Raw genomic sequence first — 20,046 nt, forward strand, 5'->3', positions numbered from 1 at the left:
ATGGCAGGATCGATCATCGGGGCGGCGGTCAAGCGGGTCGAAGACCCGCGCTTCATCAGAGGCCAGGGCACGTACGTTGCAAACATGCAGATGGATGGTGCCCTCCACCTGGCATTGGTCCGCTCGGAGGTGCCGCACGGCCGGATCGTCGAGATCGACACATCAGGTGTTGCAGAGATGCCCGGGGTCGTCGGCATCTACACCTCGGCCGACCTCGAAATTCCCGATGATGGACCTGATTACGACTTCCTCCCACACAACAGCGGGCGGAAGATCCTTGCCAAAGAGTTCGTCCGGTTTGTAGGCGAGGTCGTCGTAGCCGTGGTGGCCGAAACCGACCAGCAGGCGTTTGATGCAGCCGGGGCCATCTGGGTCGAATACGACGTCCTCCCGTCGGTGGGCACGGTCCCCGCCGCCATCGCCGACGACGCCCCGCTCGTGTGGCCAGAGGCCGGGTCCAACCAGGTCGCCGACATGCAGGGTCAGCGCATACCCCATTTGTTCGAAGGCGCCGACCACATCATCAAGCACCGGTTCCATAACCAACGCATCGCCGCAGTGCCCCTGGAGCCGAACAATGCCCTCGCCATACCGGACGACGACGGACTGAAGATCTGGATGGGCAGTCAGCACATCCAGGGCAGCAAGCGGGACCTAGCCAGGGCAACCGGACTCGATAAGACCCGGATCCACGCCATCGTCCCCGATATGGGCGGCGGTTTCGGCGCCAAGTTCGTCACCTATCCCGAACAGCGGTTGTGTGCTGTCCTAGCCATGAAACTGCAGCGTCCGGTCCAGTGGCAGGAGCGCCGGACCGAAAACCTCGCCGCCATGTATCACGGGCGTGGCCAGCACCAGGATGTCGAAATCGGATTCACGAACGATGGGAAAATCGTCGGACTCCGACTGACCGTCTACAAAGACGTCGGCGCCTACCCGACCTGGGGAGCCGAAGAACCACAGATGACCGTGAAGATGGCCAGCGGGGTCTACGACATCCCGAAGATCGAAACCGACATCAGACTGATCGCCACCAACACCGCCCCCACCCACGCCTACCGGGGTGCCGGTCGACCTGAGGCAACCGCCATGATCGAACGGACCATGGACCTGGTGGCTGGTGCTCTCACCATCGACCCGGCCGAGGTGCGACGACGCAATTTCATTCCCAACTCGGCGTTCCCATTCACATCGTCGGCCGGACAGAACCCGTTCGTCTACGACTCGGGCAACTACGAAGCCACCATGGATCTGGCGCTGGCCAAAGCCGACTACCCGGGGTGGCGGGCTCAACAAGCACAACGCCGAACCAACGGTGACCGAAAGCAGATCGGTATAGGTCTGAGCATCTATGTTGAGATCACCGCCCCTTTCTTGGGCGGCGAACAATGCAAGGTCGAGGTGCACACCGACGGGACGGTCACCGCGTACTCGGGGACGTCTTCACATGGCCAGGGCCACGCCACTGCCTATGCCCAGATCTTGAGCGACCTGATGGGTATCCCTTACACCGATATCCGGTTGGTGCAGGGCGACACCAAACTCGTCCCTCGTGGGGGTGGGACCGGTGGATCGCGGTCACTACAACTGGGTGGGAGTGCCGTGCTCGGCGCCGGCGAAGCTGTTGTCGAACGAGCCAAGGTGATCGTCGCGCGCCAGTTGGAAGCGAGCGCATCGGACATCGTCGTCACCGACCGGGGAACGCTCGGTGTGGCTGGTGTTCCCGGCGCCGAGATGACCTGGGGCCAGGTAGCCACGATCGTCGTAGATGAGGATCCGGACGCGGCAGGCCTCGAAGCCGACTTTCGCTTCGAAACCAAAGGTGCCACCTTCCCGTTCGGCGCTCACGTCTGCGTGGTTGAGGTCGACACCGAAACCGGTGAGACCGAGATCTTGAAAATGGTGACCTTCGACGACGCAGGGAAAGTCATGAACCCAATTCTCATCCAGGGCCAGGTACACGGTGGAGTTGCCCAAGGTATTGGACAAGCCCTCATCGAACAGGTGGTGTACGACGACGAAGGATATTTGCTGTCTGGCAATCTGACGTCGTATCTCATCCCCAGTGCAACGGATGTACCTTCGATCGACGTTACGAATCCCCAGACGCCAACGCCTCACAACCCGCTCGGGGTCAAGGGCATCGGCGAAGCGGGCACCATTGGTTCGACGCCGGCGGTTCACAATGCCGTACTGGATGCCATCCGCCACCTGGGGGTCGACCACATCGATATGCCGCTCACTCCGAACCGGGTGTGGACCGCCCTCCAATCCGCCCGCTAACCCACATTCCGTCCGACATTACTTGGCGACACCACGATTGGGCCTCCGACCTTTCGACGTTTCAGCAGGTTTACGGCGACGAAACTCACCATCGCCAAGCCCAGACAGGCCAGCCACTGAAGCAAAGACAGCGGAACCGTGGAGAAAATGGTGTTTCCAACAGAACTCATAACCACGCCGACGTGCAGCAACACCGACCCGGTCACCCCGATCATCAACATACGGTTGTGAGGCGCTCGGTACGTCCAGACCGACAACTCGCCTGACCGGATGTTGTAGACATGGGCCAATTGTGCGAAGACAAGGGTGGTCAACGCCATCGTTCTGGTCGCTCCCCATTCAAGCTCGAAAACCCACTGTCCCAGTCCATAGGCTCCGAGTACACCAAGGGCGAGCAGCGACGCTTGCCAGAACATGGTGATCTGGGCGCTTCTTGTGAGGATCCCGCCCCGTTCCGGAGGACCCGCCATCACGTCATCGCCTGGCCGGTCCATACCAAGTCCGATAGCCGGCAGGCCATCGGTGATCAGGTTGACGTACAGCAGCTGAGTGGCGAGCAGGGGTTCGCCGAGTCCGCCAAGCAGCAAGAACCCGACCACCATGACAAGCACCTCCGAGATGTTGGCCGATAGAAGGAAGTAGACGACCTTACGGATGTTCCGGTAGATCGTCCGGCCCTGCTCGATCGCCGCCACGATGGTGGCGAAGTTGTCGTCGGCCAGAACGATGGTGGACGCCTCCCTGGCAACGTCGGTGCCGCTACCCATGGCGACGCCAACGTCGGCCGACCTGAGTGCCGGAGCATCATTGACCCCATCACCCGTCATCGCCACGACGGCGCCAGTCTCCTTCCAGGCTTTGACAATCGCCACCTTGTCACCGGGTTCAACCCGGGCGAAGACTCCGATGTTCGTGATCTCACTCGACGTCATCTGACGCATCTCGGCGGCCTCGACAACTTGTCTATCGCCGATCAAATCCAGTTCATCGGCGATAGCTCTGGCCGTGGAAGCGTGATCCCCGGTCACCATGACCACCTCGACACCGGCAGATCTCGCCTTGGCTACCGCCGCAGAAGCCTCGGGCCGCACCCCGTCGGCGATTCCAACCACGGCCACGAGTATGAAGTCTTCTTCGGAGTCTTGCGACGGGAGTTCATCCAAAACCCGATATCCAAAAGCCAAGGTCCGAAGGCCCTGCGCGGCCATCGACTCTGCGACATCCAGGGCGCTTGCTCGACGACCGTCATCCAGGTCCCGAACGCCATCAACCGATTCGTATCGCGTCGACCGTTCGATCACTTTCTCAGGGGCCCCCTTGAATGCCATGAGGTATCCGTCATCGAAGCGGTGAATCGTCGTCATTCGCTTACGACCCGAGTCGAACGGGATCTCATCGATGCGGCCGTATCGATCCCGCAATCGACCAACATCGGTGAGGACCGGGTCAATGGCCTCAATGATGGCCACCTCGGTGGGATCTCCGACGAAACCACCGTCGCCGAGTCGGGCGTCGTTGCAGAGGCCGGCGATCTGGCCGAATCGCTGAATCCGCGAGTCGCCCCCTGGCAGAGAACCGATCTCGGTATCGAGGTCAGCGAACGAAAGTCGTTTCACCCGCATTCGGTTCTCGGTGAGCGTTCCTGTCTTGTCCGTCAAGATAACCGTGGTTGCACCGAGCGACTCGACCGCCTTGAGCCGTCGCACGATCGCGTTACGAGCCGCCATGGCTTGGACACCGCGGGCCAGAATCACCGTCACCACAGCGGTCAGACCCTCGGGGATGGCGGCGACTGCCAGAGCCACAGCCGATAGGAACATGATTTCGGCTGGGTAGCCTCGAAGCATTCCGAGTCCGAAGACTCCAACTGCGATGAGAATCGTCAGAATGCCGATCTTGCGACCCGTCGCGTCAAGTTCAATCGCCAACGGGGTGGGAGGCTCATCGGCCTGGAGCATGTCGGCAATCTTCCCGAGTTCGGTGGCCCGACCGACCGCCGTGACAACCGCGGTGGCCCGACCAACCGCCACCGTCGTAGCTCCATAGAGCATCGACGTTCGGTCAGCCAGTGGGCTGGCCTCGAGTACCGGGTCTTCCTGTTTTGCGACCGCCTGTGACTCCCCGGTCAGGGCCGATTCATCCACCCGCAGTCGGCTGGCCTTGACTACCCGACAATCGGCCGGAATAGCAGCCCCGGTCTCCACCTCGACAATGTCGCCAACCACGACTTCCTTGGCCGGGACAACTCGCGGGTTGCCATCTCGAACCACGATTGCTTCAGGAGCGGCCATCGAGGCCAGAGCATCGAGCGCAGATTCGGCCCGTAACTCCTGCACGAACCCGATCGTGGCGTTGAGGACCACGATCGCCATGATCACGCTGGCATCAATCCACTCATCAACCACGAACCCCGAGATAGCCGCTGCCACCAAAAGAACCCACACCAGCACGTCGCGAAATTGATCAACAAGGATCGGAATCGGACCACGGCCCGTGTGAGTCTCAATAACATTCAGCCCGTAGCGAGCCCGCGAATCGACAACCTGCTGTGCGGTCAGGCCTGACTCGATTTCGATATCCAGTTCGCCGAGGACGGCGTGCACGCTCATGGCGTGCCAGGGACTGACCATCGTGGCCCTCATTCTTGCGGGTCTCGGATCCTAATACGCCAACTTACGAGGTCCTATCGCACTTCTATCCGCCCACATCCCCTTGGACAGTTGGTACTTGACACGGTGACGCCAAAGTGACATCATCGTGACATCAAAATGACACTCTGCGAGGTTGAAGAATGAAAACGTTCACAACGGTTTGGTCCGGCCAGGTGGTCTCACAGGTCGGATCTTCGATGACCGGCTTCGCACTGTCGATCTTTGTGTACCAGATATCCGGGTCGGTTACCCAGCTTGCCATGGTTCTCCTGGCCGCCAGCGTGCCCGCGGTGATTCTGGCTCCAGTCGCCGGAGTTTGGGTCGACCGAATCGACCGCCGTCTCATCATGATGGTTTCCGATGGAATCGCCGGACTCGGATCAGTAGCCCTGCTGCTCGTTGCGTGGCAGTCCGAGCTGACGTTCTGGCCCATGCTTATTGTTGCCGCGTTCGGATCGGCGTCCGGGGCGTTTCAAGAGCCTGCCTATCGAGCCTCGATTGTGACTCTCGTTCCCAAGGAGAAACTCGGCAGAGCAAACGGCATGATCGAAATGGGCCCGGCACTCGGAACTCTCCTCGCCCCGGCTGTGGCCGGAGTCATCCTCCTGACCTTCGGAATCGAAGCCGTTCTCGCGATCGACGTCATCACATTCCTCGTAGCCGTCAGCATGCTCGCGGTGGTTCGATTCCCGCAGCTCGCTTCCATGGCCGACGCCCGCCAGGAAAAGATGCGATCCCAAATTGCCGATGGCTTCAACTACCTACGCCAACGAGGCGGGCTGCTCGGTCTACTTTCGATTGCGGCGGTTCTGAACTTCTTTCTGGTGTTCGCCAACGTGTTGTGGCTGCCAATCTTTCTCGGTTTCGGCAACGAGGCCCAGGTTGGCTACGCCATGACGAGCGTGGGCGTGGCCATGGTCGCCGGATCGGTGGTCATGAGCGCCTGGGGTGGACCCCGCCGTCTCGTTCGCACGTTCCTTGGGTTGATAGCTGCCACCGGCCTCATGCTGAGCGCATCGGGAGTCCGACCCTCGTTCTGGGTAGTCGGTGGCGCCATGTTCGCCATGATGTTCACTGTTCCCATTATCAACGGTATCTCCCAGACACTCTGGCAAAGGAAGGTCGACGCCGAGATTCAAGGTCGGGTGTTCTCGACCAGGAGAATGATCGCTTCCATCGCCTCCCCGATCGCCTTTCTCCTGGCGGGACCGCTCGCCGACGGCGTTTTCGAACCACTCCTCGTCGAAGGAGGCGGCTTGGCCGGCAGCGTTGGTCAGATCATCGGGGTCGGCGTTGGTCGCGGAAGTGCCTTTCTGATCATCCTCGCCGGGTTGGGCGTGACCCTGACCGCGGCGGCGGCCTGGTTGATACCCGCCATCAGAAACATCGAGTCCGAGATCCCTGACGCCGTTCTAGAAACCGTCTAAAGGAAGACCGATTCCATAAGGGAAGCCAGATCGAACCACAAAAAAGGCAGTTGACAGATCATCCGGCGACCGACCACCCTGGAGTGGTCTCGACAGCCTGGTCTGGAGAACATGAAGACCTTCGTAACGGTGTGGGCAGGTCAGGTGGTTTCGCAAGTCGCCTCCGCCATGGTCAGCTTCGCACTGGCGATCTACGTTTTTCAGATCTCGGGATCAGCCACCCAACTGTCGATGGTTCTCCTGGCGGCCAGCGTACCCGGACTACTCATCGCCCCGATCGCCGGAGCCTGGGTGGATCGCCTCGACCGGCGGACCGTGATGGCCGTGGCCGATTCCATCGCAGGTCTCGGTTCGGTAAGTCTCCTCGTCGTCGCCAGACAATCTGAACTCACGTTGGGACCCATCGTTGTCGTCGCCATGGTCTTGTCTTTCGCCGGGGCCTTTCAGGAACCTGCCTACCGAGCCTCGATCGTCACCCTGGTCCCCAAAGAAAACCTCGGCCGAGCCAACGGCATGATCGAAATGGGACCGGCCCTGGGAACATTGTTTGCACCCGCCTTCGCCGGCGCCATCCTGCTGCTTGCGGGCATCGAAGCCGTCCTGCTTATCGATGTCATCACGTTCCTGGTGGCGGTTGCTGCCCTGGCGCTCGTCCGGTTCCCGCAACTAAAGCCATCCGACCAGACGGAACCAACCCGCCTCAGGGCCGAAATCATCGAAGGGATGGCATACCTGCGCGAGCGTGGAGCCTTGCTCGGCTTACTCACGATGACCGCCCTGCTCAACTTCTTCCTCTCCTTCGTCAACTTGCTCTGGTTGCCGGTATTTCTCGGGTTCGCCAACGAAGCACAAGTCGGGTTGATCATGACGTTCTCCGGGGTGGCATTGGTGGCCGGGTCGGTTGTGATGAGTGCGTGGGGAGGGCCAGAACACTTGCTGAGAACCATGATCGGAATCATGATCTTCGGTGGCTTGGCGCTGAGCCTGACCGGGGCACGCCCGTCGATCTGGTTCACGGGTATCGCCATGTTCGTGTTTATGTTCTTCACACCCCTCGTCAACGGCATATCGCAGACACTTTGGCAACGCAAGGTCGACGCCAAGATTCAGGGCCGGGTCTTTTCAACCAGGCGAATGATCGGGACGATCGCGGCGCCATTGGGCTTGCTGCTGGCCGGGCCATTGGCTGACGGCATGTTCGAACCCTTCCTCCTTGAAGGTGGTCCGCTCGTCGATTCGGTCGGGCAGATCGTTGGGGTTGGGACCGGGCGAGGCAGTGCTCTGCTGGTCATCCTCGCCGGAGTGGGCGTCAGCCTCACCGCGCTGACGGCCTGGCTCGTGCCCACCGTTCGCAACATCGAAACCGGCATCCCCGACGCTGTTGTCGACCTCGCCTAGTCCAGAGTTCGGTCGTCGGTTCGAATCGCTCTGCCGCGACTGAAGATCGACCTATAGACTCTGCGCTCCAGTCAGAGCCTCGCCTCGAGGTGGCAGTGGCGGGCCAGGTCGAGCGATTCACAAACTGTCAGGATTTGCTGGGGGGCGGACAGTTAACGGCTGAACAGGAGGAACGATGACTCCCCCTCAGACGAGCGGTTCACCGAGTTTTATGAACACCACTATGCCAACGTCCTGGCGTACTGCGGTCGGCGCTTGAATCGTGCTGAGGCCGAAGAGGTAGCCAACGAAGTTTTTGTGGTGCTCTGGCGGCGGATCGACCAGTTCGACCAGGAGGAACCACTCGCCTGGCTGTACAGCGTGGCGTACAAGTCCGTTGCCAACCGTTACCGCGGTGAAAAGCGAAGAGTCCGTCTGCGCGACCGGCTCTTCTCCGTCCCCGTCGGAGACCAATGCGTCCCGAAGATATCGTCGTACGCCGCGAGCAAGATCGACTGATCGTGGAAGCGATCACCAGACTGCGCCCGATGGACCAACAAGTCCTACGGCTCGCCGCGTGGGAAGGACTGCCCGCTTCTGGTATCGCGAAAGTGATTGGATGTTCGCCGGCCGCGGCCGAGCAACGTCTCCACCGCGCCAAGAAACGGCTAGCCAAAGTCGTGTCGCCTTCCTTCGCCAGTGTCCCCTTTCCTACCTCGCAAGTTGAAGTCGGAGAACAGTCATGAACGCTGACTCAGTTTTCGAAATCCTGCAAGAGGCAAACCCGGTGCCCGACCCGGTCCGATACCGCCAGATGACAACCGCCGGCCTCGCCTTCCTGGCCACAACGAAAGAAAGGACCCTCCACATGGAGACAATCACCCAAGGGCCAGAGAAGCAAGGACCGCCCACTCGTCGCCGCGGACTGGCCATTGCAGCCGCAGTATTCGTAGTCGTTTTGCTCGGAGTCGCCCTTGCACTCAGGCCGACATCGGAAGTTATCAGCCCGGCACCGCCCACCACCGTGACCACGATCCCCGAAGCGCCCACGACCGTCGCGACCACCCCTGGACCGCCGTTCAGCACCCCGGCCGAGGCGGCCGAGGCATATCTCAACGTTCGATACACCGGCAACTACGGGCAGTTGGAGTCGCTGATGGCAACCGAAGGCCGGGACCAAAGCTTAACTTTCGAATTCCCCCGCGACACAGCGCTGATGAGATTGAGGTTCGATTGGATCCAAGCCCTCAGAGGTCCCATCACCGATCTGGAATGCGTCGAACTCACGAGTGTCATCGCCAGCTGTAGCTTTACGACCGAGTGGCTGGACGTGACGAGGTTGACAGGCGACGGAACGATCACGATGAACCAAAAGTTCACTCTCGACACGGAGGGACGCCTGCTGGCGGTCGGAGAGGAAACCTCCACGTTCGCCGAGGAATGGCGGGCTGCGGTTCGAGCTTTCGGTGGATGGGTGAATGAGCGACATCCCGACCTCGTAGCCGAGGAAGAGGCGGTTTTCGGAGGAGGCGGCGATTACGTGGTCCGGCCGGCAGAAGAAATTATCGCCGATTGGAACGCTGCCAGAGACGAATACCTGGCCGAGAACGGCTGAGCAGAGTCCTGGCGGCGCCCAAATGAGTTCCAGCGCCGCCAGGCGTTCCCGGATGTCCGCAACATCGAAACGCATTCCTGAGGCGTAGTGGAAACGATTTAGCTCAGCCCAAGTTCGGGACCGTGCCAGGATAGGCCGGATGGGATTGGAAGAACTCGTAACCGGATGGGCGAACGATCCCGACCTCGATGGCGAACTCGCTCACCTGGAACGGCTATCCGCACACGGAGCGATATTCGGCGACCTCGATCCCCCCCTCCCCGCCGACCTTGCCCATCGTCTGGAGGAACTCGGCATCGATCGCCTGTATCGTCACCAGGCCAAAGCGATCGGCGACATCCGACAAGGCAAGAACACGGTGGTCGTGGCGGGCACCTCGTCTGGCAAGACACTTTGCTACACGATTCCCATTGCTGAAAGGATTCTCGCCCAACCGAAGTCGACCGCACTCCTGCTGTATCCAACCAAAGCGCTAGCCCAGGACCAGCTGCGATCTTTCGGCAAGCTCGGGATCGACTCCCTCGTAGCCGCCACCTACGACGGGGACACCGAGATCGACCAACGCCAATGGGTTCGCAAGAACGCCAATGTCATCCTCACCAACCCGGACATGCTCCATCTCGGCATCCTGCCCAACCATGCCAAGTGGGCGGACTTCTTCGTGCGGCTCAAGTACGTCGTCATCGACGAGATGCACATGTTTCGAGGGATCTTCGGCTCCCACGTTGCGCTCATCCTGCGGCGCCTTCGCCGCCTAGCCGCCCACTACGGAGCCAATCCAATCTTCATTTTCACCTCGGCGACGATCGGAAACCCGGCCGATCTCGCCACGAAACTCTCCGGCCTGGAAGTCGGCTTGCGCGATCAGGACGATTCACCGTCGGGTGAGAAGCTGATCGCCCTGTGGAATCCGCCCATCGAAGACGAGGAGCAGGGCCGCCGACGGTCGGCGATGGCGGAGGCGTCGGATCTCTTTGTGGATCTGGTGCGTCACGACCACCACACCATCGTGTTCTCTCGATCTCGGAAAGCCACCGAACTAATCTACGTCTGGAGTCGCGACCGACTCGATCCGGCTCGTAGGGATCGCATCGCCCCCTACCGGGCGGGGTACACCGCCGAATCCCGTCGAGACACGGAGGCAGCATTGTTCTCTGGTGACCTGCTCGGCATCACAGCAACAAATGCACTGGAGCTAGGTATCGACGTCGGGTCGCTCGATGCCGCCATTATCAACACGTTCCCTGGGACGATTTCGTCGTTTCGCCAGCAAGCGGGCCGGGCTGGCCGGACGCAACGGGCATCGGTCGCCGTGCTGGTCGGTGGTGAGGACGCCCTCGATCAATACTTCATGAACCATCCCCGGGAGTTGTTCGACCGGACACCGGAATCGGTAGTCATCAATCCTTCCAACCCTCTTGTGCTGCAGGCGCATGTTGCTTGCGCCGCTCACGAGCTACCCCTTGAACCGGCAGACTCGGAATTTCTTGGCGATGACACCGAAGAGGCCGCCACCGCCTTGGCGGCGGAAGGACATCTCGAACTCAGACGGGGCCGACTCATGTGGACTCACCAGCAGCCGCCCGCACCTCGCATTTCGATCCGATCGTCTGGAGGGCCGACCTACACGATCACGTCCGACGAGGGATTGCTGGGGACGATGGAGGAGACCAGGGCTTTTACCGACGCTCACCCGGACGCCGTCTACCTACACCAGGGCGAAACGTTCGTGGTCGAGGACCTTGACCTTCGCCGCCATGAGATCCGGGTCAGGTCGGGCGACGTCAACTACTACACCCAGGCCAAGTCGGAGAAGCTCCTCGAGGTGCTCCAGACGTTCGAGTCGCGACCACTCGGTCAGCTGACTCAGCACTTCGGAACCATCCGGGTCGAAAGCCAGGTCGTCGGCTATCAGAAGAAGAAGCTAGGCAGTGGGGAAACGATTTCGCATGAGTGGCTGGACTTACCAGCCTCGGTCTTCGAGACGCAAGGCGTATGGTTGGAGATCCCGGAATCGTTGGTGGGCGACATGTCGACCGATCGCCTGCTCGGGACTCTCCATGCTGCCGAACACGCCGGGATAGCCATGCTGCCGCTGTTCGCGGTCTGCGACCGCTGGGATATCGGGGGCCTGTCCACCAACTGGCACCCTGACCTGGGTGGCCCGGCCATCTTCATCTATGAGGCGTATCCGGGTGGGGCGGGAATCTCACCGGTCGCTTTCGAGATCGGCGCCGACCACTGGAAGGCCACCCGGGATGCCATTAACGATTGCCCGTGCAAATCGGGCTGTCCGAGCTGCGTCGTGTCCCCGAAGTGCGGAAACTTCAACGAACCGTTGGACAAGAAAGGCGCCGTCGAGTTTCTCGACCGGGCGTTGGGGTCCGGGTAATCGGCGCCCGCACCACCTTGTCGACATCGAGTGTGCATACGATTTTCGATATCAGTCCTGGATGCACACTCGCTCAGAGTCGGCTGATGGCTTCTTCGAGATGTGGAAGCAGGGTCTCGGCCCAGATCTGATGGCCGGCAGCGTTGACATGGAACAAGTCCGGAGAAAACGTGTTTGACGTCTGCTTGAAGCGGGGGGCGGCCACCTCACGAATGGGAACCTTGATGATCCGGTCTGAGGTTTCCGCTACCCGAAGATGAACATCATCCATGAGGGTTCCCCGGTACCGGGCAATGGCGTTCAGAGGCCAGGGAAGCCGGGGGATATCAGCAAGATCGCCGACTCCCGCCAGAATCACCACTTCGGCATGGCCGAGCAGTTGCTCGACCGCTTGCGATAGCCACCGTTCGGTCTGGCGAACGCTCGTGCCATGCAGGGCGTCGTTGCTGCCTACCGCCACAATGGCGATGTCAACCTTCCCGACCAACGGCGCCTGGGAAAGCGCCACATCTTTGGCCTGGCTACCGCCGACGCCAAAGGATTGGACCTCGATGTGGTATCGATCACTCAGCATCCCGGCCGCCTGCCGGATCCAGATATCCTGGCTGTCATCCAATCCGGGTCCGGTCAACGTCGAGTCGCCGAGGGTGGCGATCTTCAGCGCAGGCAGATTCGGATCGCCGACCGAAGCCGACGCATCGAAGCCTTCGAACGACGGCAGCGGGCGCTTCACGACATAGGCCAGCTGACCGGCCAGCAGTGCAAAGGATCCGAGTGCGAGTCGCGCGGCGAGTTTGCGTACCACGACGCCAAGTTACTCCACCTGCGTCAGTAGATCGCACTGCAAGCAGGTTTCAAGCCTCCTTCAACCCGTACCTCGTACGTTCCCATCACAACCAGAAATGCTGGATGTGAGAAGGGGACATCATGCAGACGGATTACAGGTTGATGATGGCAATTCGGTCCGCCGATCTGGACCACGGCCAAAAGCCACACCTGGCAAGACACCAAACATGGACCCAACGCTACGCCGCAGATGGGCATGGGAGGCGACGATACGCCTGGTACGTGGCTTCAGCAAGCGTGATCGCGGCAGTGGTGGGCGGCCTGGCCATCTCGTAGTGACCCAGCGGAAGTGTCTTCAACGTTTCGGATCGGGCGATCTGCCGATTCATTCGAGCGTTTCCGACTTGGGAGACCCTTCAGGTAATGGCATGATCCCTGGGTGAACGAGATCACCCCTCACCGAGCCGCCCTTCAACGGCGGGCTTTGCGACTTGAGTATTCGACCATCGCCTGGAACATCGGCGAAGCGGTACTAACGATCACCCTCGGGACGATGGCTGGCTCGCTGGCCCTCATCGGTTTTGGCACCGTGTCGATTGTGGAGGTATTCGCCTCTTCGGTGGTCGTGTGGCATCTACTACCTGGTCACGCCCAGGATCACAAGGGCCGCACCCGCCGGGCGCTTCGGCTCACGGCGATGGCCTTCTTGCTCCTCGCCGTAGGCCTCATGGTCGCCGCAGTGAGTGACCTCACCAGCGGGCGGCAGGCCGGAGAATCACCGTGGGGAATCGCCTATTTGGCTGTAACTGCGTTCGTGATGTTCGGATTGGCATGGCTGAAGCGACGGACCGCGTTCGGTCTCGACTCGGCACCGCTGCGCTCCGAGGCAACCCTGACGTTTCTCGATGGAGTCCTATCGACCGCCACGCTGATCGGCCTGGCCCTCAACGCCTATATCGGCTGGTGGTGGGCCGATCCGGCTGCGGCCATTCTCGTTGCGCTGGCGGCCTTCAACGAAGCCAGAGAAAACTGGAACGAGGCCGACGAACTCGGCTGAGACCCCTGTCCGTCAGCGGAGGAGCGCCACCGGTTCGAACTCAGCCGTGGCCGAGCGAGAGATGGCGACCGCTCCGAGCAGCCAAACATCGAGCGGGACTCGCACCGTAACTGTGACTCGGCGGACTTGCCAGGTACGGTCAACCGGGCAAACGCAAGTCACCAGATCGGCACCGTTGACCGACGCATATTGCCTGGCCAGAGTCAACGGCGAACCCCCCATGAAGGTCTCAGGAGCGGCGGCCAGAGCAGCAGCATCAGCCGCGGTCTGCGCACGAACTGCCGCCATCTGACCCCCGGCAAGAACCCCGATGCCCATTCCTGCGAGCAACAGAGCTGCGAGAAGGGCGAGGATCAGGACCGTAACGCTCCCCCGGTCCTCAGTCACGACTCGACGCGCATGGCGGCATCGGCCTGCAATGTGATCGGTAGGCCGAACACCCGGACCGGCAAACGGATAACGACCGTCGCCGATTCGCCCACCACGAACGGCCGATCAACGGTGATCGAGGCGTCGGATGCCAATTCACCGAGGGCCCCTCGGGTGGCGGACACCGCCTCAGCCGGGTCGGCGGCGATAGCCGCCACCCGAACCCCCTCCCGAGCTGCTTGAGCAAGCTCGAGTTGGGTCCGGGCGACGACCACCACCTCGGTCACGGCGAGCACCACCAGCACAATGGCCGGAATGACGAGTGCGAACTCGACGGCTGCCGAACCGCGCTCACTCATCCCTTGACGAACCCGACAACTTTGCTCAAGACCGAGGAGAACAGGTTCGAAATGAGACCATCCGAACTCATCCATCCGATCAAAGCCAACGCGATGGCAGCGGCGGCCAATATGACGAGAACGTACTCCACCGTTCCCTGGCCCCGATCTCCGGCGAAGACCCGTGAGCGAATTACTTGCAGCATGGCTGCTCCTTTGTTTCATCTGCCGGCGGCCGGCCGGTCCGGGAGGAAGACTTCATGGGAGCGGAAATACCGGTCCGAGCAACCGCCGCCCCGATTCAAGGACGGACGGGCCGACCGTCAACACGACAAACCCAGGAAGGATGAGCAACGCCAGTGGCACGGTGAGTTTCACCGGCAATCGGCGGGCTGCCTCGGTCACCTTGAGGCGGCGAGCTTCGCGCTGCTCCTCGACAAATCCGGCGATGGCATCGCCGATGCTGGCCCCAGTGGTGTGCGACCTGGCCAGGACCGCGAACAAGCGGCAACAGGGACCTTCCGCCTCCGAGAGGGCCAGAGCCATCCCGTCGCGTCGGGCGGCTCGCAGCAACGACCGGACGTCGGTGGCGACCGCATCGCACAGCCCGACGCTTGCCACCGAACACGCCGACGACAGAGACAGACCGGCATTGACTGCCACGTACAGCCCACGGGCGAACACAGCAACGTCGTGTTCTGCTCGCTGCCGATCCCGGCGGGTTCGGACCGCCCTGTTCACCACGATTCCGCCGAATCCCCCTAGCGCGACCAGACCAAGGACGACGGGCGACACAGCCAACAGACCGAGAGTCGCGCCGACACCCACGGAATATCTGATTCCGAAGCGAACCCGGAGCGGCTCCCACCCGAGGACGGCAGCCAGAACAAGTGCGGCGGTCATCGCACGGCCCCACGGAGCAGCACGCCGACGGTCACCGCACCGGCCCCTAGTAGGGCCAACCCCAGGCTGAGGATCCCGACTCCCAGTCCGGTCGAGGCGAGTTCTCCTAGCCGACCGGTAACGGCTTGCCACATGAGGAACAGAACCGGCAGACCCCCCACCACGAGCGAGGACACTTTTGCCTGAGCGGTGGCTGCCCGCAGCTCCCGGTATAGGGCACGATCCTCGGCGGCTACCTGGGCCAGGCTCTCGAACATCGAGGCAGTCCCGCCCCCCGTCTCACCCGCCACTCTGATGGCGGCCGCGGTGGCCATCCCGTTCTGAGCGAGTTTGGCGGCCACTCCATCTGCCAGATCGGAGATCGGGACTCCCACCGCCGACAACCGCACCAGCGACCCCAGTTGCAGCTCAGGCGCGCGGTCTGCAGCCGCTTCGAATGCCCCTCGCAACGCCGCCCCGGCCCGTAATTCCGAAGCCATGCCAGCCAGAAATCGCGCCTCGGCATTCGTTCGCTGAAGCGCAGTAAGCCGCGTCGTCGATGTCCGCCAACGGTCCCGGGACCGGGGACGCCATTCGGCGCCAACCGCGATCGCAACTAGTACGAGGACGACAGCCATCGAGTTTCCACTCCATCATCACCAACGTCTGAAACTTCGACCACCCGTCGCTCTCCTGCGACGCGGGCGACCTGGACAACCACGTCAATGGCCGACATCATCTGTCGCCGTACGGCCGCCTCGCCCACCCGTCGCTCGCCGGACATGGCCAGGGTTTCAAGGCGCCAGAGCGCTTCGGCAGGTGAGTTGGCATGGACCGTGGACATCGAGCCATCGTGACCCGTGTTAAGGGCCCAGATCATGTCGAGAGCTTCTGGACCCCGGACCTCACCGACAATGATGCGGTCGGGCCGGAGCCGGAGGGCGGAGCGGACCAGCTGTTGGAGCGATATCTCACCTGCTCCCTCGGCGTTCGGTGGGCGAGCCTCAAGCCGTACAACATGCCCGGCCAGCTCAAGCTCCGCGGCGTCCTCGACAGTCACGATTCGTTGCGAAGCGGGGATCTCTGTGGAAAGGACATTGAGCAACGTGGTCTTGCCTGCCCCGGTACCGCCCGAGATGACCAGATTCTTTCGACCGAGAACCGCCTCTCTCAACAGATCAGCCACCTCGACCGGAGCCGACCCTGAAGCCACGAGCTCGGCCAGGCTCTGGACTGCTTTGGTGAACCGTCTTACGGCCACGACCGGACCGTCGACGGCCACGGGAGGAATGACCGCGTGGAGTCGGGACCCGTCAGACAGCCGGGCATCAACCGTGGGGGAAGCGCGGTCAATCCGGAGGCCGAGCGGCGCCAGGACCCGCTCGACGGAAGCCACCACCGCGGCATCGTCCGGAAAGTGGACCGCGGTCAGCGACATTGATCCAGCTCGTTCCACCCACACCTGAGATGGCCCATTGACGAGCACGTCGGTGACGAGCGGATCGCGGAGTAGGCGTTCGAGCGGTCCTAAGCCGAGAATCGCATCGACTGCCGCCACCACGACCTCGTCGGATTCGAGTGGCGCTTCTTCGGCCGCCACCCGCCGGGCAGCCGCCTGCAGAACCTGTTTCTCAAGCGGGATGTCTTCGGCCAGCAGCCGGGTCACAATCCGATCCACGGCACCGGTCATGTCATTTCCCAAACCGGCTTCCAGGCGCGCACCCAGCGAGACGGACCTGGGAGACGACCCTCAAGCAGGGTACGAATGAGCCTCGCCGAAGGACGCGGCAGCTGCACATCACCGATCACCGTCGCTCTACCCAACGTCGTTTTTTGAACCACAGTCGGCCCGGTCACCCGACGGGCAAGGGCCCCAGGCAGGTCGGGAATCACCGCGATCGATCCACCAGATGGTGCAGCCGGACCGCTGTGGCGGATCACCAGGTTCGGCCAGCCCGCTTCGAGCGCGGCCAGTACCTCGGCTGCGTCATTCAGCGACACTCCGCCATTGCGCAGGACGGCGATTCCCGCCCGGGCGGGGCTCAGATCCGCCCTTCGGGGACCGTTCGCAACCAGAGCGGCCAGCGATCCGGACCCCGGATAGTTGGGACCATCGGGGTCGGCATCTACCACCAACGCCGTATCCCGGTTGGCCGCCAAACCCAACGGAGCAATCGCCGCCAGGACAATATCGGTAGGAATCCAAAGGTTGATAGTCATGGGGGCAAGGTACGAACCGGACCGCCCCTCGACAACCCCTTGCCAAAGGGCCCGGAATGTGCGACAACAGTGGGTGGTTATCAATGACCGGGCACTCGATACACTGGAGATCGACAGATATGGCTTCAGGCGCTGCGTTTTTTGATCTTGATAAGACCATCATCTCGAAATCGTCGACTTTGGCATCCGGGCGGCCCCTCTACGAGGCCGGAATGGTCAACCGCCGTGTGCTCGTTCGAGCGTTGATAGCCCAGGTGGTCTACAAGACCTTTGGGGCCGATCACGACCAACTTGAGAAGGTCAAAGAACAACTGGCCAACCTGACCAAAGGCTGGGATCTCGCCGAAGTCGAAACCGTCGTCGATGACACCGTCCATGGGGTCGTCGCCCCACATGTCTACGCCGAGGCGCTCGACCTCATCGACTCGCACAAGGCGGCTGGCCGACGGGTCATCATTGTTTCATCAAGTCCCGTGGAGATCGTCCGGCCGATCGCCCACCTGCTCGGCGTTATCGATGTGATCGCGACGACATCCAAGATCGTCGACGGGATCTACACCGGCGAAGTTACCTTCTATGCCTACGGTGATTCCAAAGCGAGCGCAATGGAAGAGTTCGCACAGCGCGAAGGGGTCTCCCTCGCCGACTCATTTGCCTACTCAGATTCGTTCACAGACGTTCCCATGCTCGAAGCAGTCGGTCATCCGGTCGTCGTCAATCCCGACAAAGAGCTGCGCGAATATGCCGAAGAGCGAGATTGGTCCATCCGCGAATTTGAAAACGGCGTGAGCCTCAGAACCCGGTTGGCGGAGATGCCGAAACCTGGTCCGGCGATTTCCGGCATCGCCCTGGCATCGGCAGCGGGCGTAGCGCTGGTCACGTACCTGGTCAGACGCCGTGGGCGGTTGGTCTAACGCACACCTGGCAATTTTGACCAGCCATTCAAAGTTAGGGCTTTTGGCCCAAGGACAGAGCTTGTGAAAAGTTTCACAATGTCACTATGGCTGATCGGACCGTCATACCTTTAGATGTCAACCACCGGACAGGAGTATTCCAGGCGATCCTTTCTACAACTGTCGGGGGCGTTGGCGTTGATCACATGGCGCGGAATCGTCTGTCAATTGGTGGAAGGTACCACGAGACGGGACATCCCCGTCCCCTGGTGCCACCACGGTCCGATCAGCCAGGCCAAAACCAGATGAAGCTCTGAGTCGGGAACAAGCCAGACGTCGCTCAATCCGGCGATTCCCCCACGTAAATGCCGCACATCTCCTCAAGCGCTTTGACCAAGGCATGATTCCCCTCGGAACCGAGACCCCTCGTCTGCAATGACCGGTACAACTGGAAGATGAGTGATGTTCCAAGGACCGGCACGCCGAGGTTGTCTGCCGCTTCGAGAACCAACCGCAAGTCCTTCTGTTGAAGGTCAATGGTGAACCCGGGCCGCCAGTCACGTACGATCATCTGAGGGCCACGGTTCGACAGCATCCAAGAGCCGGCCGCACCGCCCTTCACCGCATCCAGCGTCTTTTCAAGGTCGAGATCCCCGGCCTCAGCAACGAGTAGGGCTTCGCTGACCGCCAGTTGATTTCCAACCACCAGGATCTGATTGACCACCTTCACGAGTTGGCCAGCACCCTGGGCACCGACGTGCGTGATGGTCTGGCCGACGGATTTGAGATATGGCATGGCCCGCTCGACCTGCGCTGCATCACCACCGATCATGATCGACAACGTGCCCTTGGCGGCGCCTTCGCTCCCTCCCGAAACGGGTGCGTCCAACCAGGATGCCCCCTTGGCCTCGACAGCCGCGGCAAGTTCCAGGGTCGCTGACGGAGAAATCGTCGAGTGGTCGATAACCAGAGCGCCAGGCCGGATCCCTTCAAGGACACCGTGGTCACCCAGGACCACCTGTTCGACGTCGGGAGTGTCCGATACACAGATCATGACGACGTCGCAGAACTCGGCAACTTCTGCGGCCGAAACCGCCGGAGTGGCTCCCCCATCGACCAGCGGACCCATACGACTGGCGGTCCGATTCCACACGGTCAGCTCGTGTCCATCACGAAGAAGATTGTGTGCCATTCCAGAGCCCATGATTCCAAGGCCAATAAACCCGATTTTCATTATTCCTCCTCATCGGCAGCGTCAGTGCGTTTGGGTTTCGGTCCGGCTGCCCAAAACGCCACCAGCGCCAGAGCCGCCGCGGCTGCTCCGCCCGCTCCCCACAGCAATCTCTCATCGGCGGCTGACACTAGAGGCGGTTCGGGTTCGTCGGCGGTCGGATCAACATCGACGTATCCGAGCACAGCCGGATCGACTCCCAGTTGGAGCAATGTCGAGGGATCGGACAAGCGGCTGATTCCATTGGGGGCCAGCGCCTCGAAGACCACGACCAGGTTGGCATTCTCGACTACCGCCACCCCGGTGAAGACCCCGCTGGATTGCTCTCCCATCGATACGGTTATCTGGTCGTCGCCGGGGTCGATGACGTGAGCCACGACCACCGCCCCGGCGGGCGCTTCAACCGTCAAGTTGAGAGAGATTTGCCCCTTGGCATGAACCGTCGCCGATGCCGAGGCTTCGCCGAACACCCCACCGGCCGGCACGAGTGCGAGGAGGATTGCGAGAAGAACGGGCATCACGCCA

At 61.6% G+C, this 20,046-nt stretch carries 20 protein-coding genes; 9 read left to right on the plus strand and 11 right to left on the minus strand.

Annotated features, from left to right (window positions below):
• On the plus strand, positions 1-2,283 hold a 2,283-nt coding region (locus tag JJE47_04510), incomplete at its 5' end, for a xanthine dehydrogenase family protein (protein ID MBK5266676.1).
• On the opposite strand, the gene JJE47_04515 is transcribed toward JJE47_04510, so the two are convergent.
• On the minus strand, positions 2,280-4,913 hold the full coding sequence (locus JJE47_04515; protein ID MBK5266677.1) for a cation-translocating P-type ATPase: 2,634 nt from the start codon (positions 4,911-4,913) through the stop codon (positions 2,280-2,282). The two genes, JJE47_04510 and JJE47_04515, sit on opposite strands and share 4 nt — an antisense overlap.
• A gap of 161 nt (positions 4,914-5,074) precedes the next feature.
• Between JJE47_04515 and JJE47_04520 the strand changes: the two genes are divergently transcribed.
• The 6 genes from JJE47_04520 to JJE47_04545 all read left to right on the plus strand — a co-directional run bounded on the left by JJE47_04520 (position 5,075) and on the right by JJE47_04545 (position 11,745).
• Entirely contained in the window at positions 5,075-6,361 is a 1,287-nt protein-coding gene (locus tag JJE47_04520; protein MBK5266678.1) for an MFS transporter, read from the plus strand.
• Between the two features lie 111 nt (positions 6,362-6,472).
• Positions 6,473-7,759, plus strand: a complete 1,287-nt coding sequence (locus tag JJE47_04525) for an MFS transporter (protein ID MBK5266679.1) — start codon at positions 6,473-6,475, stop codon at positions 7,757-7,759.
• Positions 7,760-7,918: 159 nt separating this feature from the next.
• Positions 7,919-8,257: a hypothetical protein gene (locus JJE47_04530; GenBank protein MBK5266680.1), complete on the plus strand. Its 339-nt coding sequence runs from the start codon at positions 7,919-7,921 to the stop codon at positions 8,255-8,257.
• A complete protein-coding gene (locus JJE47_04535) occupies positions 8,212-8,484 on the plus strand; it encodes a sigma-70 family RNA polymerase sigma factor (protein ID MBK5266681.1) in 273 nt (90 codons plus the stop codon). The genes JJE47_04530 and JJE47_04535 overlap by 46 nt, the downstream gene beginning before the upstream one ends.
• Complete coding sequence (locus tag JJE47_04540; GenBank protein MBK5266682.1) at positions 8,481-9,353, plus strand: hypothetical protein; 873 nt, start codon at positions 8,481-8,483, stop codon at positions 9,351-9,353. The genes JJE47_04535 and JJE47_04540 overlap by 4 nt, the downstream gene beginning before the upstream one ends.
• A gap of 139 nt (positions 9,354-9,492) precedes the next feature.
• Positions 9,493-11,745, plus strand: coding sequence for a DEAD/DEAH box helicase (locus JJE47_04545; protein MBK5266683.1), 2,253 nt, complete (start codon positions 9,493-9,495; stop codon positions 11,743-11,745).
• A gap of 73 nt (positions 11,746-11,818) precedes the next feature.
• On the opposite strand, the gene JJE47_04550 is transcribed toward JJE47_04545, so the two are convergent.
• Complete coding sequence (locus JJE47_04550; GenBank protein MBK5266684.1) at positions 11,819-12,550, minus strand: hypothetical protein; 732 nt, start codon at positions 12,548-12,550, stop codon at positions 11,819-11,821.
• A 420-nt stretch (positions 12,551-12,970) separates the two neighbouring features.
• On the opposite strand from JJE47_04550, the gene JJE47_04555 reads away from it, so the two are divergent.
• Positions 12,971-13,588 carry a cation transporter gene (locus JJE47_04555; protein MBK5266685.1) on the plus strand — a complete coding sequence of 206 codons (618 nt, stop codon included), beginning with the start codon at positions 12,971-12,973 and terminating at the stop codon, positions 13,586-13,588.
• Between the two features lie 12 nt (positions 13,589-13,600).
• On the opposite strand, the gene JJE47_04560 is transcribed toward JJE47_04555, so the two are convergent.
• From JJE47_04560 to JJE47_04590, 7 genes are read right to left on the minus strand one after another with little or no spacing between them, the layout of a single operon-like run.
• Positions 13,601-13,975, minus strand: coding sequence for a hypothetical protein (locus JJE47_04560; GenBank protein MBK5266686.1), 375 nt, complete (start codon positions 13,973-13,975; stop codon positions 13,601-13,603).
• On the minus strand, positions 13,972-14,316 hold the full coding sequence (locus JJE47_04565) for a pilus assembly protein (protein MBK5266687.1): 345 nt from the start codon (positions 14,314-14,316) through the stop codon (positions 13,972-13,974). The genes JJE47_04560 and JJE47_04565 overlap by 4 nt, the downstream gene beginning before the upstream one ends.
• Positions 14,313-14,501 (minus strand): DUF4244 domain-containing protein, encoded by a 189-nt coding sequence (locus tag JJE47_04570; GenBank protein MBK5266688.1) that lies wholly within the window; start codon positions 14,499-14,501, stop codon positions 14,313-14,315. Before JJE47_04570 ends, JJE47_04565 begins: the two co-directional genes overlap by 4 nt.
• A 52-nt stretch (positions 14,502-14,553) precedes the next feature.
• On the minus strand, positions 14,554-15,198 hold the full coding sequence (locus JJE47_04575) for a type II secretion system F family protein (protein ID MBK5266689.1): 645 nt from the start codon (positions 15,196-15,198) through the stop codon (positions 14,554-14,556).
• A complete protein-coding gene (locus JJE47_04580; GenBank protein MBK5266690.1) occupies positions 15,195-15,815 on the minus strand; it encodes a type II secretion system F family protein in 621 nt (206 codons plus the stop codon). The genes JJE47_04575 and JJE47_04580 overlap by 4 nt, the downstream gene beginning before the upstream one ends.
• Positions 15,794-16,867: a CpaF family protein gene (locus tag JJE47_04585; GenBank protein MBK5266691.1), complete on the minus strand. Its 1,074-nt coding sequence runs from the start codon at positions 16,865-16,867 to the stop codon at positions 15,794-15,796. The genes JJE47_04580 and JJE47_04585 overlap by 22 nt, the downstream gene beginning before the upstream one ends.
• Positions 16,864-17,397, minus strand: coding sequence for a hypothetical protein (locus JJE47_04590; GenBank protein ID MBK5266692.1), 534 nt, complete (start codon positions 17,395-17,397; stop codon positions 16,864-16,866). The genes JJE47_04585 and JJE47_04590 overlap by 4 nt, the downstream gene beginning before the upstream one ends.
• An 83-nt stretch (positions 17,398-17,480) precedes the next feature.
• On the opposite strand from JJE47_04590, the gene JJE47_04595 reads away from it, so the two are divergent.
• On the plus strand, positions 17,481-18,311 hold the full coding sequence (locus JJE47_04595; protein ID MBK5266693.1) for an HAD family hydrolase: 831 nt from the start codon (positions 17,481-17,483) through the stop codon (positions 18,309-18,311).
• Positions 18,312-18,630: 319 nt separating this feature from the next.
• Here the strand turns inward: JJE47_04595 and JJE47_04600 are convergent, their stop codons facing one another.
• Complete coding sequence (locus JJE47_04600) at positions 18,631-19,524, minus strand: NAD(P)-dependent oxidoreductase (GenBank protein MBK5266694.1); 894 nt, start codon at positions 19,522-19,524, stop codon at positions 18,631-18,633.
• A complete protein-coding gene (locus tag JJE47_04605) occupies positions 19,524-20,039 on the minus strand; it encodes a hypothetical protein (GenBank protein MBK5266695.1) in 516 nt (171 codons plus the stop codon). Before JJE47_04605 ends, JJE47_04600 begins: the two co-directional genes overlap by 1 nt.
• Between the last annotated feature and the right edge of the window lie 7 nt (positions 20,040-20,046).

Source organism: Acidimicrobiia bacterium, from assembly GCA_016650365.1.
GTDB lineage: Bacteria > Actinomycetota > Acidimicrobiia > Spongiisociales > JAENVV01 > JAENVV01.

Coding starts and splice junctions, on each gene's coding strand:
- JJE47_04570 (MBK5266688.1), bottom strand. CDS start 14,501: ATGCTGCAAGTAATTCGCTCACGGGTCTTCGCCGGAGATCGGGGCCAG.
- JJE47_04520 (MBK5266678.1), top strand. CDS start 5,075: ATGAAAACGTTCACAACGGTTTGGTCCGGCCAGGTGGTCTCACAGGTC.
- JJE47_04535 (MBK5266681.1), top strand. CDS start 8,212: ATGCGTCCCGAAGATATCGTCGTACGCCGCGAGCAAGATCGACTGATC.
- JJE47_04605 (MBK5266695.1), bottom strand. CDS start 20,039: ATGCCCGTTCTTCTCGCAATCCTCCTCGCACTCGTGCCGGCCGGTGGG.
- JJE47_04575 (MBK5266689.1), bottom strand. CDS start 15,198: ATGACCGCCGCACTTGTTCTGGCTGCCGTCCTCGGGTGGGAGCCGCTC.
- JJE47_04515 (MBK5266677.1), bottom strand. CDS start 4,913: ATGGTCAGTCCCTGGCACGCCATGAGCGTGCACGCCGTCCTCGGCGAA.
- JJE47_04565 (MBK5266687.1), bottom strand. CDS start 14,316: ATGAGTGAGCGCGGTTCGGCAGCCGTCGAGTTCGCACTCGTCATTCCG.
- JJE47_04590 (MBK5266692.1), bottom strand. CDS start 17,397: ATGACTATCAACCTTTGGATTCCTACCGATATTGTCCTGGCGGCGATT.
- JJE47_04525 (MBK5266679.1), top strand. CDS start 6,473: ATGAAGACCTTCGTAACGGTGTGGGCAGGTCAGGTGGTTTCGCAAGTC.
- JJE47_04600 (MBK5266694.1), bottom strand. CDS start 19,524: ATGAAAATCGGGTTTATTGGCCTTGGAATCATGGGCTCTGGAATGGCA.
- JJE47_04580 (MBK5266690.1), bottom strand. CDS start 15,815: ATGGCTGTCGTCCTCGTACTAGTTGCGATCGCGGTTGGCGCCGAATGG.
- JJE47_04585 (MBK5266691.1), bottom strand. CDS start 16,867: ATGACCGGTGCCGTGGATCGGATTGTGACCCGGCTGCTGGCCGAAGAC.
- JJE47_04545 (MBK5266683.1), top strand. CDS start 9,493: ATGGGATTGGAAGAACTCGTAACCGGATGGGCGAACGATCCCGACCTC.
- JJE47_04595 (MBK5266693.1), top strand. CDS start 17,481: ATGACCGGGCACTCGATACACTGGAGATCGACAGATATGGCTTCAGGC.
- JJE47_04540 (MBK5266682.1), top strand. CDS start 8,481: ATGAACGCTGACTCAGTTTTCGAAATCCTGCAAGAGGCAAACCCGGTG.